Genomic DNA, 15,748 nt, shown 5'->3' on the forward strand with positions numbered 1-15,748 from the left:
TCGCTTTTTTATTTGAATGTATTTTATTTACCCTTGTTCACCTTATCAATATACTTTTGCAACGCCATTGTCATAGACGGAGTTTCTGGTGTTGGGGCTGAAATGTCCACTCTAAGACCTTTTTCTTTAACCGCTTTTACTGTAGTATTACCAAACACAGCAATACGAGTGTCATTTTGTTTAAAATCTGGAAAATTATGGAAAAGGGATTCTATTCCTGAAGGACTAAAGAATACCAATATATCGTAATAGACGTCTGCAAGGTCAGACAAATCACTAATCACTGTTTTGTAAAACGTAGATTGTGTCCAGCTAATTCCTAAATTATCAAGAGTTTCAGGAATAATTGGTTTCACTTTGTCTGTTGTAGGTAAGAGAAATGTTTCGTCTTTATACTTTTTTATAAGAGGAGCCAAGTCTTCAAAATTACGCTTGCCCACGTAAATCTTTCGCTTCCTGTAAACTACGTATTTCTGTAAATAATAGGCAACGGCCTCAGATTGACAGAAATACTTCATGCTATCTGGAACTTTAAAGCGCATTTCATCGGCTATTCTAAAGAAGTGATCAACAGAATTTCGGCTTGTAAGAATGATCGCTGTGAAGGTACTTAAATCAATTTTTTGTTGCCTGATTTCTTTAGCTGACACACCTTCAACATGTATAAAAGGTCTGAAATCTACTTTTACTTTTTGCTTCTCTTGCAAATCAAAGTAAGGAGAGTTTTCAATTTTAGGCTCAGGTTGCGATACTAATATCGTTTTAACTTTCATGCGATAAGCTTTTGTATTAAGCGTTATACTCACTAATGGCCTTATATAAAAGGACATAAGGCCCAATTTCGAGAGCGCAAAGATACAATAAAAAATAGAAATAATTAGCGTTAATTAATTTTTGATGACTCTTCAAAGAAGACAAAAACCCAGTGAAATTAATTAGGCAAACTGCAATAAATGCTATTAAAATCACAATTTTAGAACTCATATCAGAGTAAATAAGAAAGAGGTTTGCACTTAATAGAACTATGCCAGAATAATTCTTAAAGGTCGTTTTCTGAAATAGATAATCATCGACAATTGTGTCTATATCAAACAAACTGCCAATTAACCGCTCCACCAAAATTTTTATAATTATCAATGTTGCAACGGCAAGTAGAAGTTTTAAAAATGGAATCAGCTCAAATACAATATTATCAACAAAAGTAGAATACGTAAAAAAAATAAAAATACTTGTCGATAAGGCTAAATTTATAAATAGAAAACTATCAAACTGATCAATGAACTTTTGGTTACGACTATATATTTTTAAATACTTAGAATTTCCGATAACATAAATAAAGTCCTGAAAGCGCAAACCATTGGTAAACTTAGCCAATACAATACAAAAGGCTCCAATAATGGTGAAGATTGTGAACCACTCATAAGTAATAAACTCGCGCATTGGGCTAAAATAATTTAAAAATAATCCAATACCAATTTAAGGCTATCTAATTAAATTTAATAGATAAAAAGATGTCTAAAACCCTTACATTTGTGCTCGACATCATTACCGCGAGTGTATAAATCTTTATCAATGTCAGATGCTCTAGTAATCATTCCTACGTACAACGAAATTGAGAATATCGAAGCTATCATAAGAACGGTTTTTTCTCAAGAAAAGGTATTTGAGATATTGGTAGTAGATGATGCGTCACCAGACAATACAGCATCTAAAGTTAAGGCCTTGCAATCTGAGTTTAAAGGACAATTACATCTTGTGCAACGCCAAGGTAAGACAGGCTTGGGGTCTGCTTACTTATCTGGTTTTAAATGGGCCCTTGAGAGAAACTACCAATATATTTTTGAGATGGATGCCGATTTTTCGCATAATCCAAATGATTTAATTAAGCTCTATAATGCATGTTCATCGGAGCAGGTTGATATGACTGTTGGCTCTAGATATGTTAAAGGTATTACCGTGGTTAATTGGCCATTGTCTAGAATATTATTATCCTATGGCGCTTCACGTTATGTGAGACTCATAACAGGGATGAACGTAAAAGATCCAACTGCTGGTTTTGTGTGCTACAGCAGAGCTGTTTTAGAACGTTTAGATTTGGACAAAGTGCGCTTTGTAGGTTATGCTTTTCAGATTGAAATGAAGTTTAAAGCTTCTAAAAAAGGCTTTAGAATACGTGAAATACCAGTTATATTTAAAGATCGAGAAAAAGGAAAATCCAAAATGAGCGGAAATATCATTTCCGAAGCCATTTTTGGTGTCATAAGTTTAAAAATAAATAGTTTGTTTACTAATTCATGATATAATGAATACAACCACCCTCATAAAAAATGCTAAAATTGTCAATGAAGGCAAAATCCTAGAAGGTGATATTTTGATAGAGAATAATATCATTAAGGAAATAGATACTTCTATTAGTGTTAAAAGTGCCGATATCAATGTTATTGATGTAGAAGGCAACTATGTTTTACCTGGCTTAATAGACGATCAGGTTCATTTTAGGGAACCTGGCCTTACACATAAAGCAACTATAGAAACAGAGTCCAAAGCCGCTTTGGCAGGAGGAGTTACTTCGTTTATTGAAATGCCTAATACCAACCCGCAAACCACAACGGTTGAAAAATTGGAAGAAAAATTTGCAATTGCAGCAGAATCATCTCATGCCAATTATTCATTCATGTTTGGAGGAACCAACGATAACCTTGAGCAGATTTTAAAAGTTGATACTAAATCTGTAGCCGGATTAAAGTTGTTTTTAGGTTCCTCTACAGGCAACATGCTTGTAGATGACCCTCAAGTGTTAGAAAAGATATTTGCCAGCACCGACATGGTTATCTCTGTTCATTGCGAAGATGAACAAACTATTAGGGAGAATTTAGCAGAATGTAAAGCCAAGTACGGAGATGAGATTCCCATGAAATATCATCCCATTATAAGAAGTGAAGAAGCCTGTTATTTATCTTCCTCAAAAGCAATCGAATTGGCCAAAAAGACTGGTGCAAGACTTCATGTCTTTCATTTATCAACTGGTAAAGAGACAAATCTATTTACCAATAAAATTCCTCTAAAGGATAAAAAAATAACCTCAGAGGTCTGTATTCATCACCTATGGTTTTCAGATGAAGATTACGAAACCAAAGGTAGCCGTATAAAATGGAATCCAGCGGTTAAAACAGCAAAGGACAGAGATCAATTATGGAAAGCACTATTAGATGACAGAATTGATGTGATAGCTACAGATCATGCACCTCATACCTTAGAGGAAAAGAATAATCCTTATACTAGTGCCCCATCAGGTGGACCTCTAGTTCAACACTCTTTAGTTGCCCTTTTGGAATGTTATCATAAGGGTAAAATATCATTAGAAAAAATTGTTGAAAAGGCTTGTCATAACCCAGCAATTCTTTTCGATGTTGAAAAACGTGGCTACATTAGGGAAGGCTATTATGCCGATTTGGTCATTGCAGATTTAAATGCACCATGGACAGTAAACAAAGAGAACATTCTTTATAAATGTAAATGGTCTCCATTTGAAGGCAATACTTTTAAAAGTAGAATAACCCATACTTTCGTAAATGGTCAACTCGCTTATAACAATTTTAAGGTTCTTAACGTTAGAGCAGGGAAACGTCTAACTTTTTCTAGATAAATGAAATTACGATTAAGTCTTATATTAGTATGTTGTCTTGCCATTGGCTGTAATAAAAACATCAGACCGGAGAAACCTGATAATCTTATAGCCAAAGACCAAATGACTAATATTCTTTATGATTTATACGTTATTAATGGGGCTAAAAATGTAAATAGAGCTCTGCTTGAGAAGAAAGGCTTTGAGCCAGAGCAATATGTTTTTAAGAAGTATAATATCGATAGTCTTCAATTTGCAAAAAGCAATAATTATTATGCTTTTGACCCAGAGGAATACCGTGAAATAGTTGAAGAGGTAAGACTTAGACTTGAAGTTGAAAAAGATAAAACCCAAGAACTTCAAAAAGCTGAACAGATGAATAATAAGCGACGACAAGACTCTATAAAAAAAGCAACTAATAGGACTAAAAAAGTCATTGATTCATCAAAAATTAGAATAAAACCAGTAATCTCAGAAGATAATTAAGATTTAAAATCCATTAGAAATTGATTGCTGATTTCTTCTATAGATTCTTCAATTGGTATTAATTCTTTTCCTAAGACATTCTTTATTTTAGTATTGTCATATCTGGTAATGCTCATCAGGGATTTAGCGCTTTGTTTTGATAATGTTCTGCGTTTACCAAAAAGCTTTGAATTTAACCAATCTAGTCTCCAGGCTATTCCTAGAAGCCAAGGTTTTGCCTCTTTCAAAGGAGGTTTTACTTTTAGGCATTTAGAAGCATATGTTTGAAAGTCTTTAAAGCTCCAGTTTTCAGATACAAGGATAAAGTTCTCATTTATTATGTTGCTATGCATTAAAGTAGTCATAGATTCTACAACATCCCTTACGTCAACATAGCCTGTTATACCATTTACAAAATAGCGCATACCCTCGTGCACCTTTTTAAATAAATTGCCACTGCTTGCACCATTCCAATGACCTGTTCCCAAAATAATTCCTGGGTTAACAACTACGGCATCCACGCCTTCTTGGGTACCACGCCAAACTTCTAGTTCAGCGCCGTATTTGGTAATTGCATAGACACTATTGTCTTCATCTGGATTCCATGCTGTGTTTTCATGGATTGGTTGTTCTGGGTTAGAGTAATGTCCAAGAGCAGCAATTGAACTTACATAGCACAGTTTTTTAATGTTATGACTAATGCATAGATTAACAATATTCGCAGTGCCTTCTATATTTATTTTTCTAAGCAGCTTATACTTATTCGGCTCAAAGGAAACAAAGGCTGCGCAGTGGTAGACATAAGTGATATCCTTAAAAACCTCGGTTAGTTTAGGTATGTCATTAATATCCGCTTCAATCCATTCAATTTTGTTAAATAAGGCTTCTCCTTCTTCAGTGTAGTAAGCGAAAACATGTTTAACACGGTCGAATTTATATGATTTTCGATAGGTGGCTCTCACAATTTCACCCTTTTCAATTAAGCTATAGAGTAAATGAGAACCAACTAAACCTGTACCGCCAGTAACTAATACCATAAAGCGAAGTTACGCTTTTTTCAAATTGTCTTTTCTCTTTTAGTTGTGAAACATATCTTTGCTCAAATTAAAAATGAAAATCAGTTCCATGGGAAAGAGTTTTGTTGACGAATTGAAATGGAGAGGCATGTTACACGATAGTATGCCGGGAGTAGAAGAGCACCTCAGCGAAGAGATGAGGTCGGCCTATGTAGGTTTTGATCCTACAGCAGATTCTTTACATATAGGAAATTTGGTGCCTATTATGCTTTTAGCCCACTATCAGCGATGTGGCCATAAGCCTATTGCTTTAGTTGGTGGTGCTACAGGAATGATAGGTGATCCTTCTGGAAAGTCTTCTGAGCGTAACCTTTTGGATGAAGCAACCTTAAGACTTAACCAAGAAGCTATAAAAAAACAGTTAGCCCATTTTCTAGATTTTGAGAGTGATACTAATAATGCTGCTGAAATGGTGAATAACTATGATTGGATGAAAGATTTCTCCTTTCTAGATTTTATCAGAGATGTCGGAAAGCACATTACCGTGAACTACATGATGGCAAAGGACTCTGTTAAGAATAGGATTTCTGGTGAAACTAGTAGCGAAGGTATGAGTTTTACAGAGTTTACGTATCAACTAGTCCAAGGCTATGACTTTCTGCATTTGTATAGGGTTAATAATTGTACTATTCAAATGGGAGGCAGCGATCAATGGGGCAATATTACCACAGGTACCGAGTTGATAAGACGTATTGGTAATGGAAAGGGTTATGCTATTACATGTCCATTGATTACAAAATCCGACGGCTCCAAATTTGGTAAATCCGAAGGTGGAAATGTGTGGTTAGATGCCAATCGTACCTCGCCTTACAAATTCTATCAGTATTGGTTGAATTCTAGCGATGAGGACGCCGAAAAGTACATTAAGATATTTACCTTTCTAAACCAGGAAACCATAGACGCATTAGTGACTGAGCACCAACAGGTACCACACCAAAGGCTGTTGCAGAAGCGATTAGCCGAAGAGATTACAACCATGGTGCATTCTAAAGAAGAGTTTGAAAATGCCCAAAAGGCCTCAAGAATATTGTTTAGTAAATCCTTTAAAGAGGATATCCAGACCTTAAATGAGCAAACGTTTTTGGATGTCTTCGAAGGTGTGCCTCACGTAGAACTTCCATTAGATGAATTAGAAAATGGCTTAGATATGATAGGTGCCTTAGCCGCTAAAACTAATTTTATGGCCTCTAATGGTGAAGCTAGGAGAGCTTTAAAAGAAAATGCCATAGGAGTAAACAAGATTAAGGTTAAGGAAGATTACCAATTATCTAAAGAAGATTTGATAAACGGACAATACCTCATTATCAATAAAGGTAAGAAGACGACCTATATCATAAAATTTAAATAAAAAGAGCCCAATTTTGGGCCCTTTTTATTAATCAACCAACCAAAATTATGAAAATCTTTCTTTTTCATGGATATTAAATAGGTTGTAAAACAAAGCTCTAACTTACAGTACCATTAAATTACAGCCACGAATATCGGAGTTATCAAAACGTCCGAGAACTTCAAAATGGCCATTATGTCCTATTCTGCCAAGGTCTTGGGTGGCTATAAAAGAACAGGAATTGATGTTGGCAAGGTCAATAATATTTAATCCGCCTGTTTTATTACCTCGATGTATGCTTAAAGCATCTTCGGTATCTCGAGTTAAGACTTTCATCCAAGGCGGACATTGAAATACGCCATTGTCTTTAAGATAAGCCTGACTCAATAATTCGGTCATACCATATTCGCTATGAATCGTACTGACGCCAAAACCTGACTGTAAGTGTTGATGAAGTTCTTGCCGTATCATTTCTTTCCGTCGGCCTTTCATACCACCGGTCTCCATTACTGTAGTATGCCTTAAATTAAAAGATTGATGCTCAATAAGGTCTAAAAGCGCAAAAGAAACACCCATAAGAAGTGTTTTCTGTTTCTTTTGTTCAAGGTCTAAAAGCGTTTTAGAAAGCCCTTTAAAATTGTTAAGGTAAAACCCACTTTCTTTATGTCCGGATGCCTTTATGAGATGGTCAACCATAAAAACAAGAGAAGAACCCTCACGTTCTAAATAGGAGGGCAGCAAAGCAAGAATGACATAGTCCTTTACATTGCCATAAAAATGTTCAAAACCACTAGTAAAACTTTGAATATATAAGTTAAGGTTAGAGACATAGTGTTTGCTTGTGGCACTTCCTGTAGTACCAGAACTAGTGAACACTTTTTCCTCGGTTGTTCTTCCGCTTATGACCCTGTGAGATTTAAAAAACTGAATAGGTAAAAAAGGAATCTCTTTTAAGGTCCTTATGTCTGATGGGTGTTTATACAGTAAATCGCAAAATGAACGGTACACTCGATTGTTTTCAAATTGAAATTTGAAAATTTTCAATGCCTTTTGCTCAAAATCCGATTGAGACGTAATGTTAAATATATCCTTGGATGCAATCACCCTGCAAAAATATGGAAAATAAAAAGCGCTTTCTGATATTTCAGAAAGCGCTTTTATAGTTGAAAAAAACTTGTTATTTAATAACCAGCTTTTTAGTGATAGTTGCATTATTTTGCTCTAAACGAATAATGTAAATTCCAGATCTTAAGTTAGAGACGTTAAGATTGGTGTTTGGTTGCATAGTAGCTTTTTTAACTTGCTTTCCTAGCATATCGTACACTTCTACATTGATAACATCATTGAGTGCCGTGTTAATGGTCACAAATCCAGAATTTGTAGGGTTAGGGAATATGGCTACGTCATTTGCATTAAACTCTGTAGTTGAAAGTGTTTGTGGAGTCACCTCGGCATAAGAGCTACCTATTCTGAGTTCATCAAAAAGTACAGAAGGCGTTTCTCCAGTACTATCTTGTCTTAAAACAAACCTGTCTATAACTGCGGCAGGATTAGAATCAGTTTCAGAAAAATCGGGAGCTGGTTCGGCACCACCAAATGAAGTCGGGTTCACCCAGCCCTTAACCATACCATTTGAGGCATCATAGCTTAACACAATCAAAACTGTATCTCCAACATTATATGAGCCAGCGAAAGGCGCACCTGCTCCTCCTGAACTTAAACTTGTTATTGAGATATCGTAAGTAGTGCCAACAGGGTCTGTATTTGGTCTTACCCATACTCTGGCATCATATCCTGAGTCTGAACCTGCTAATGCTGCGAAATAGCCACCATCAGTTAGGTCTGTCATCGCAGATATGTCAGTTAAATTCAATAAAAATGAAGCATAAACTGGCCCTGAGCTAACACCAGTAAATTCTATTTTTGATTCAGCACCTGAGCCGCTAAAAGCAACATGATTACCAGTTTGAGAATCACTGGCCAAGCCAGTGTAGGTTAATCCTCCTGGGCCAGCAACTAAAATATTGTCACCACTATTAAAATCTTCCCAATTAGCTTGGTCCCCTAAATTTTGACTAACAGTGTAATCAAAACCTTCATACAATGGTAAAGCTAATGACGGGACACAATCAGGGGCAAATACAGTTGAATTCACATCACAGACACCACCATCTTGGACAGTAATTATAACGTCAATACCTTCAGTTAAACCAGTTACAGTAATTGTTCCTGTAGCATCTACACTTGGGTCACCTCCAGATAAGTCCACTACCCCCGCATCTGCGGTAACAGTATATGTGGCAGTGCCACCACCTGTAAATTCGACTGATGCTGTGTAGGTATCCGTACCTGGGGTAATATTATCACAAACCGCTGATGGGTTCAATAATGACAAACCACAAGTAGGTGTGCCCCATGCTCCAGGATCAAAATCACTAGGTGCTGTTCTTGGTGCATTTTGGTGAGAGGTACAGCCTGTTACGTCACTATCTGCCCAAACATTCCACTCTGCTTCGTCAAAGGTTGGATTTGGTCCGGAAACAGTTATTAATCTCTCGGCTCTTCCATCTTCATATTCAGCACATGTTCCACTATTATCCGTTGCAGGAATCCCAAAGAAATCTACTATAACGTCATTGCCATCTACAAGTACGATATCATCATCTCCATTGCTACCAGCAACACCATTGTTTACGTTATCTAATTGGTCGGGAGCAAAACCATATGTAGATTGAAATACACCTCCATCATTAAGATCGTAGGCGATTATATAAAATGCACCAGGTTGTATTGTACCTGTTAAATCTAAAGAAAGAGAGACAGTGCCACTTGCATTGGTGTACTTATCAATTTGCCAGCCATTTCCCTCTGTGAAGTCTACTGCAGAAGCTCCCAGATTATATAATTCGATAAACCTCGCGTTTGAATCATTATTAGGATCTGCTAGTTCAGTTATAAGAACTTGAGAGAAAGCAAGATTACCTAACATTAAAATAGAAATAAATAAAAAGTAAAGTTTTTTCATAATTGATTAATATTTTGTTATACACAAATATAACAACTATTCCCTTTTAGCCTTAGTGTGTTAGGGTATTTTCTGTTAAGTTTACAATAATATAATATATACAAAGGTCCTTTTAGGGTGTTGAAGTATTTCTATAATTTCAATGTTAGAGAATTGTTATCAATTATAGTTTCTTAAGCGGATAGCCATATATATTTTATATTTACGATACATTAAACTTTATGAAATAGTGAAAAAGAAGGACATTAAAATTCTTTTGGTTGACGATGAGCCAGATATTTTAGAAATTGTTGGCTACAACCTATCTGCTGAAGGCTACCAAGTTATTACTGGAGAAAATGGAATGGAAGCCGTTGAAAAGGCCAAAAAGCATAAACCGCATTTGATTATCTTAGACGTTATGATGCCAGAAATGGATGGTATAGAGGCATGTGAAAAAATAAGGGAACATTCTGAGCTCAGCGATACAATTATTGCTTTTTTAACAGCAAGAGGGGAGGACTATTCTCAGGTAGCTGGTTTTGAAGCGGGAGCAGATGATTATATCTCTAAACCAATAAAGCCAAAAGTTTTAGTAAGTAAGGTAAAAGGCTTGTTAAGACGTCTCAAGGACAAAGATGAGGTTGCTGATGCTATCGTAAAAATTGGGAATCTGATTATTTATAAAGAAGAATATAAAATAACCAATAAGGGCAAGGAAATTACACTGCCAAGAAAAGAGTTTGAATTGTTATCTTTGTTGGCATCTAAACCCGGTAAGGTTTTTAAGCGCGAAGAAATTTTAGATAAAGTGTGGGGAAATGAGGTTGTTGTTGGAGGGAGAACCATTGATGTACATATTAGAAAACTTCGCGAAAAAATAGGAGACAAATCCTTTAAAACCGTAAAAGGCGTTGGTTACAAGTTTGTAGATTAATGCAAAAAAACAGCTTAAAAAAAACATATAAGTTCGCCATACGGACTTCGTTTTATGTTACACTATTTACAACACTCTTATTGAGTGTTTTTTTGTGGTATTACCATACGTTTAATTGGCAAGTTATCTTTTTCCCGCTTGTGTGTTATATTCTTTGTTTTATAATCATTCAGTATAGGGTAGAACGGTTTATATACAAACGAGTAAAAAAAATATATGATGATCTTACCCTGCTAGAATCTACAAGTCTTAGGCAACAACCCATAACCACAGATATGGGAACTTTGACTAAGGAGATTGACAAATATGCCCGTGACAAAAAGTTAGAAATTGAGACCCTAAAGGTTAGAGAGGAGTATAGAAAGGAATTTATGGGAAATGTCTCCCATGAGCTCAAAACGCCACTATTTACAGTACAAGGTTATATACTGACGCTGCTAGATGGCGCCATGGAGGACCCAAAATTAAGAAAAAAATACCTCAATAGGGCAAGTAAAGGCGTTGAGCGTCTTATATACATTATCAAGGACTTAGATATGATCACCAAGCTCGAGGTAGGTGATTTAAGACTAAATAGAGAACATTTTGATATTGTAGATTTGGTAAAGGGGGTTTTTGATTTATTTGAAATGAAAGCTGCCAAAAAGAAGATAACCCTAACTTTTGACATGGACTATGATGAGCCTGTAATAGTAAATGCAGACAGAGAACGCATTCAGCAGGTACTGACTAATCTTGTTGTAAACTCTATTAAATACGGCAGGGAAAAGGGTACTACTGAAGTCAGTATAGAGAACCTTATTAAAAATAAAGCTATTATTAGGGTTACAGATAATGGTGAAGGAATTGATGGTAAAGATCTTCCACGTTTATTCGAAAGATTTTACCGTGTAGACAAAAGCGGATCTCGGAAGGAAGGGGGTTCTGGTCTAGGCCTATCTATTGTTAAACATATTATTGAGGCACACGAAGAAAAAATCTACGTAGAAAGCGAACTAGGCGTGGGTAGCGAATTCTCCTTCACTCTTGAAAAGGTTGAATAATCCCTTAAAATCAGTAGTTGACTTAAGATTAGAAAAACCAGTGTAATCCTTAACTAAATTTATCTTGTCCAGCGTAAAATCTTTTTGATTGCAACTCGGTGCTATGCCTTCAAGTTTGAGTTTTTCCGCTAAATATTCCTGTTCAAATTGTCCTGGTGTAGGAATGAAAAATGCTTTTTTGCCTAACTTGGCTAAGTCCATAATAGTGGTATAGCCTGATCGGCTTAAGATAATTTCGCTTGCATTTATAACATTTTCCAAGTTGCTGCCAAAGAGAAAATTATGGACTGTAATTGAGCCAATTTGGGTAGTTGTTTGTTTACTTTCTATAGTTCCTTTAATAAAACAGACTTTACCCTCATAGTCATGTAGTTGATGTAATAATGCTTCGCTAAGCATACTTCGCTGTGGTTCAGGGCCAGAGAGTAATACTAGTAGGTCATATTCAGAGTTTATGTTCTTTTTCTTAAATCGGCTTAACGGTCCAATATATTTTATTGGAAATCTAAAATCTTCAACATGTCCAAGCTTACCGCTTAAGTTTGGGATTCTATCAACATCGGGTACCCAGCATTCGTCAAATTTTGAAATAATATTTTGGTGAAATTTCGTGCTAAACCATGTGGTAATTCCGCTAAGCACCCTAATTTGATGAGAAATAAAAACGCACGGTACAGCCTTGTGTCTAACTCCAAATCGGTTATCTGATATAATGCCAGCGATACCTCCTGCTTCTACGAGCTGTTTAATAATCCACTTTTCTTTTTTTATGATACTCAGTAAATGTGGAGAATCCTTTAATAGCTTGTATTTAAAACTATTACCGTTTTTTGGATAACTGATGTTATAGGATGGAAGCTCAATTGAGGCCAATCCCGGAAATTCCTTTTGTAATAGAAGCAAGGCCTCACCATCACTTGCAATTAGAGGTTCGAAACCTTGTAGTAGTAATTCTCTAACAATGGGAATACATCTTGTAGCATGGCCCAAACCCCAATTTAAAGGTGCTACTAAAATTTTTCCTATTCTTTCGTTTTCCTTGATTTCCGTTTTGTTTAATTGTTAGCTTAAAAACAAATATAAACCTAAAATGTTTCCTTAATTTTACCGCACTATTAATTATTAGCTATAGCTGTGGGAAGCAAGAACAAGCTCAAAAGATTCAAGGACAACGATACCTTTTTAAACGTTATTCAGCCAGCGAGAACAGAATTACTAAATGATAATTTTAGTTTTAAGGGCAATTGGAATACCAATTATTTTAAAAAAGACAATCCCTTAGTTTTAGAATTGGGTTGTGGCAAAGGTGAATATACGGTTGGGCTTGCGGAACGATACCCTAACAAGAATTTTATTGGAATCGATATTAAGGGTGCTCGCTTTTGGAGAGGTGCAAAAACAGCTTTAGATAGGGAAATGTCTAATGTCGCGTTTCTAAGAATTCAAATTGAATTGATTGAGCTGGCATTTGCAACTCACGAGGTAGATGAAATTTGGATTACCTTCCCTGACCCGCAGATTAAATACAAGAGAACAAAGCATAGGCTTACCAATCTCGAGTTTTTAAATCGTTATAAAAATATTTTGAAACCTGATGGATTAGTGCACCTTAAAACCGATAGTGAATTTATGCATGGGTACACACTTGGACTATTACATGGTTTACAAAAAGAGGTGTTATATGCTAATCATAATGTATATCATCTCGAAGGAAGTCCACCAGAAGTAACCCAAATTCAAACCTTTTACGAAAGTCAGTATTTAGAGCAAGACAAAGCAATTACGTATATTAGATTCAAAATCAACTAAGATTTGAGTATAACCGTTGTTTTCTTCCTTGGACTTTTTGTGGCGCTTATTGGCGTAATACCTCCAGGCTTACTAAATATGACTGCAGCTAAAATAAGTCTCAAAGAAGGACCTGGAAGAGGTATTACCTTTTCATCTGGAGTTTGCCTTGTGGTTTTTGTCCAAACCTATATTGCAGCAATCTTTGCTAGATATTTATCAATTAGACCCGATGTTGTTGAAATATTGCAGCGTGTAGCTTTTGTAATTTTTGTGTTAATTACAATTTATTTTCTTGTTATAGCCAGAAACCAAAAAGAATCGAAAATTGAAACTGATGTGCGTAGTAAAAGAAGTCGATTTTTTCACGGTATGTTGCTGTCTGCCTTGAATGTTTTTCCAATTCCATATCAAGCGTATATGACCATTACTCTCGCCTCGTTTGGGCTAATGAATTTTGAACGATTGAGTATAGTTACATATGTTACGGGAGCTTCAATGGGTACATTTGTGATGCTATATATGTATATATTTTTCTTCGATAAAATTAAAGAGCGGAAATTTACTTCTCAAAAAGGTATGAATTACATCATAGGGACCATCACAGGAATTGTTGCGCTAATTACCTTTATAAATATCCTTAAAGAATTGTAATGAAGCCAGAAACATTAAGTTTTTTTGAGCGTGTTTACGATGTTGTACGTCAAGTACCCTATGGGAGAGTAACAAATTACGGAGCAATTGCTAAATATCTTGGTGCTGCAAGAAGCTCCCGATTGGTTGGTTACGCAATGAATGCGTCTCACACCAAAGATGTTCCAGCACATCGGGTAGTAAATAGAAATGGATTATTAACGGGGAAACATCACTTTGAGGGAACTGACCTCATGCAACAGCTCTTAGAGAATGAAGGTATAGTGGTTAAGGATAATCAAATTCAGAACTTACAAGACGTTTACTGGAATCCGATGGAAGAACTGCGATAGAATATTTATTTCTCAAATCTTATCATAAGCCCTTTCAATTTTCTTAACTAAAAGTATAAACTTTTAGCAGTATCTTTGCGCTTAGAATTAATCTAGATAACGAAGTGAAACTGAATAAGCAAAACATAATTGAAGCACTTAAAAAAATTACCGTACCTGGTGAAGGGCAAAATATGGTTGATAGTGGTGCCGTAACTAATGTGGTTACGTTTGCTGATGAGGTCATTGTTGATATTACCATTAAAAACCCAAGTCTTCAAGCAAAGAAGAAAACAGAGGTTGAGATTTTGCAGACTATCCATAGAGAAGTTTACGAAAAAGCAAAAATTAAGGTAAATATCAAGGTAGATGCTCCAGCTGCAAAACCTAAAAATGAAATAAAAGGTAAACCTATTCCAGGCATTAAAAATATAATTGCAGTAGCTTCTGGTAAGGGAGGTGTAGGTAAATCTACAGTTACCGCCAATCTAGCGGTTAGTTTAGCAAAAATGGGATTTCAAGTCGGTTTATTGGATGCAGACATTTATGGGCCATCAATTCCCATCATGTTCGATGTAGCTTCAGAAAGACCATTGTCAGTTAATGTTGAGGGAAAGTCAAAAATGAAACCTGTTGAGAATTATGGTGTGAAGGTTTTGTCAATAGGCTTTTTTACAAAGGCAGATCAGGCTGTTATTTGGAGAGGTCCAATGGCTTCTAAAGCACTGAACCAAATGATTTTTGATGCAGCTTGGGGGGAATTAGATTTTTTATTAATTGATTTACCACCTGGTACTGGTGATATTCATTTGAGTATAATGCAAGCGCTTCCAATAACTGGGGCCGTTGTGGTAAGTACACCTCAAACAATTGCTTTAGCAGACGCCAAGAAAGGTGTTGCTATGTTTCAGCAAGATAATATCAATGTTCCAGTGTTAGGGATAATTGAAAATATGGCCTACTTCACACCAGAGGAATTGCCTGAAAATAAATATTATATATTTGGAAAAGAAGGTGCAAAGCATCTTGCAGAAGACTTGGAGGTGCCTCTTCTTGGGGAGGTTCCACTAGTTCAAAGTATTAGAGAAGCAGGAGATGTAGGGCGACCTGCAGCATTGCAAACAGCGAGCGTTATTGAAGAAGCATTTGAGGAAATAACAAAAGCTGTAGTGCAACAAGTGGTCTACAGAAACAAGGCTCTGCCAGCAACAGAAGCAATTAAAATTACAACAATGGCAGGTTGCTCTGCCATAAAGAAGTCATAGTATGAATTTAGAAGAACTTAGACTAAACGTTGAAAAAGCCTTAGATGAAATTAGGCCATTTCTTCAAAGCGATGGAGGCGATATTTCTTTGTTGTCTATAGAAGACGGCAAACTAGTAAAGGTTCAGCTAGAAGGTACATGCACCTCTTGTAGTGTTAACCAAATGACTCTTAAGTCTGGAGTTGAAATGACTATTAAGAAATATGCGCCTCAAATAGAACGCGTTATCAATGTAGAGTAATTATGTGACTTT

At 35.9% G+C, this 15,748-nt stretch carries 17 protein-coding genes; 11 read left to right on the forward strand and 6 right to left on the reverse strand.

The window, feature by feature from the left end; all coding sequences use genetic code 11:
* Nucleotides 1–23: 23 nt before the first annotated feature.
* Nucleotides 24–773, reverse strand: coding sequence for a uroporphyrinogen-III synthase (locus tag J4050_RS02395; RefSeq protein ID WP_208152358.1), 750 nt, complete (start codon nt 771–773; stop codon nt 24–26).
* A gap of 16 nt (nt 774–789) precedes the next feature.
* A complete protein-coding gene (locus tag J4050_RS02400) occupies nt 790–1,440 on the reverse strand; it encodes a DUF4271 domain-containing protein (protein WP_208152359.1) in 651 nt (216 codons plus the stop codon).
* A 132-nt stretch (nt 1,441–1,572) separates the two neighbouring features.
* Here J4050_RS02400 and J4050_RS02405 point away from each other — a divergent pair, with 132 nt between their 5' ends.
* From J4050_RS02405 to J4050_RS02415, 3 genes are read left to right on the forward strand one after another with little or no spacing between them, the layout of a single operon-like run.
* On the forward strand, nt 1,573–2,298 hold the full coding sequence (locus J4050_RS02405; RefSeq protein ID WP_208152360.1) for a polyprenol monophosphomannose synthase: 726 nt from the start codon (nt 1,573–1,575) through the stop codon (nt 2,296–2,298).
* Nucleotides 2,299–2,302: 4 nt separating this feature from the next.
* Nucleotides 2,303–3,646, forward strand: coding sequence for a dihydroorotase (locus J4050_RS02410; RefSeq protein WP_208152361.1), 1,344 nt, complete (start codon nt 2,303–2,305; stop codon nt 3,644–3,646).
* Complete coding sequence (locus J4050_RS02415; RefSeq protein WP_208152362.1) at nt 3,647–4,111, forward strand: DUF4296 domain-containing protein; 465 nt, start codon at nt 3,647–3,649, stop codon at nt 4,109–4,111.
* Here J4050_RS02415 and J4050_RS02420 read toward each other — a convergent pair.
* Nucleotides 4,108–5,127, reverse strand: a complete 1,020-nt coding sequence (locus J4050_RS02420; protein ID WP_208152363.1) for an NAD-dependent epimerase/dehydratase family protein — start codon at nt 5,125–5,127, stop codon at nt 4,108–4,110. The two genes, J4050_RS02415 and J4050_RS02420, sit on opposite strands and share 4 nt — an antisense overlap.
* A gap of 88 nt (nt 5,128–5,215) precedes the next feature.
* Between J4050_RS02420 and tyrS the strand changes: the two genes are divergently transcribed.
* On the forward strand, nt 5,216–6,514 hold the full coding sequence (tyrS, locus tag J4050_RS02425; protein ID WP_208152364.1) for a tyrosine--tRNA ligase: 1,299 nt from the start codon (nt 5,216–5,218) through the stop codon (nt 6,512–6,514).
* Nucleotides 6,515–6,616: 102 nt separating this feature from the next.
* Here tyrS and J4050_RS02430 read toward each other — a convergent pair whose 3' ends face one another.
* Together J4050_RS02430 and J4050_RS02435 are read right to left on the reverse strand one after the other, a co-directional pair.
* Nucleotides 6,617–7,597 (reverse strand): acyl-CoA synthetase family protein, encoded by a 981-nt coding sequence (locus J4050_RS02430; RefSeq protein ID WP_208152744.1) that lies wholly within the window; start codon nt 7,595–7,597, stop codon nt 6,617–6,619.
* 73 nt (nt 7,598–7,670) lie between these two features.
* Nucleotides 7,671–9,518, reverse strand: coding sequence for a T9SS type A sorting domain-containing protein (locus J4050_RS02435; RefSeq protein ID WP_208152365.1), 1,848 nt, complete (start codon nt 9,516–9,518; stop codon nt 7,671–7,673).
* Between the two features lie 229 nt (nt 9,519–9,747).
* On the opposite strand from J4050_RS02435, the gene J4050_RS02440 reads away from it, so the two are divergent.
* Together J4050_RS02440 and J4050_RS02445 are read left to right on the forward strand one after the other, a co-directional pair.
* Entirely contained in the window at nt 9,748–10,434 is a 687-nt protein-coding gene (locus tag J4050_RS02440; protein ID WP_208152366.1) for a response regulator, read from the forward strand.
* Nucleotides 10,434–11,477, forward strand: a complete 1,044-nt coding sequence (locus J4050_RS02445; RefSeq protein WP_208152367.1) for an ATP-binding protein — start codon at nt 10,434–10,436, stop codon at nt 11,475–11,477. Before J4050_RS02440 ends, J4050_RS02445 begins: the two co-directional genes overlap by 1 nt.
* Here J4050_RS02445 and J4050_RS02450 read toward each other — a convergent pair.
* Nucleotides 11,430–12,467, reverse strand: coding sequence for a glycosyltransferase (locus J4050_RS02450; protein WP_243878532.1), 1,038 nt, complete (start codon nt 12,465–12,467; stop codon nt 11,430–11,432). The genes J4050_RS02445 and J4050_RS02450 overlap by 48 nt on opposite strands.
* A gap of 144 nt (nt 12,468–12,611) precedes the next feature.
* On the opposite strand from J4050_RS02450, the gene trmB reads away from it, so the two are divergent.
* From trmB to J4050_RS02475, 5 genes are all read left to right on the forward strand, one after another.
* Nucleotides 12,612–13,286, forward strand: coding sequence for a tRNA (guanosine(46)-N7)-methyltransferase TrmB (gene trmB / locus J4050_RS02455; protein ID WP_208152368.1), 675 nt, complete (start codon nt 12,612–12,614; stop codon nt 13,284–13,286).
* A gap of 3 nt (nt 13,287–13,289) precedes the next feature.
* Entirely contained in the window at nt 13,290–13,919 is a 630-nt protein-coding gene (locus J4050_RS02460) for a LysE family transporter (protein WP_208152369.1), read from the forward strand.
* Nucleotides 13,919–14,251, forward strand: coding sequence for an MGMT family protein (locus J4050_RS02465; RefSeq protein ID WP_208152370.1), 333 nt, complete (start codon nt 13,919–13,921; stop codon nt 14,249–14,251). The genes J4050_RS02460 and J4050_RS02465 overlap by 1 nt, the downstream gene beginning before the upstream one ends.
* A gap of 104 nt (nt 14,252–14,355) precedes the next feature.
* On the forward strand, nt 14,356–15,495 hold the full coding sequence (locus J4050_RS02470) for a P-loop NTPase (protein ID WP_208152371.1): 1,140 nt from the start codon (nt 14,356–14,358) through the stop codon (nt 15,493–15,495).
* Nucleotide 15,496: 1 nt separating this feature from the next.
* Complete coding sequence (locus J4050_RS02475; protein ID WP_208152372.1) at nt 15,497–15,736, forward strand: NifU family protein; 240 nt, start codon at nt 15,497–15,499, stop codon at nt 15,734–15,736.
* Nucleotides 15,737–15,748: the final 12 nt, after the last annotated feature.

Origin of the sequence: Winogradskyella pelagia (genome assembly GCF_017581965.1) — a bacterium.
Lineage (GTDB): Bacteria > Bacteroidota > Bacteroidia > Flavobacteriales > Flavobacteriaceae > Winogradskyella > Winogradskyella pelagia.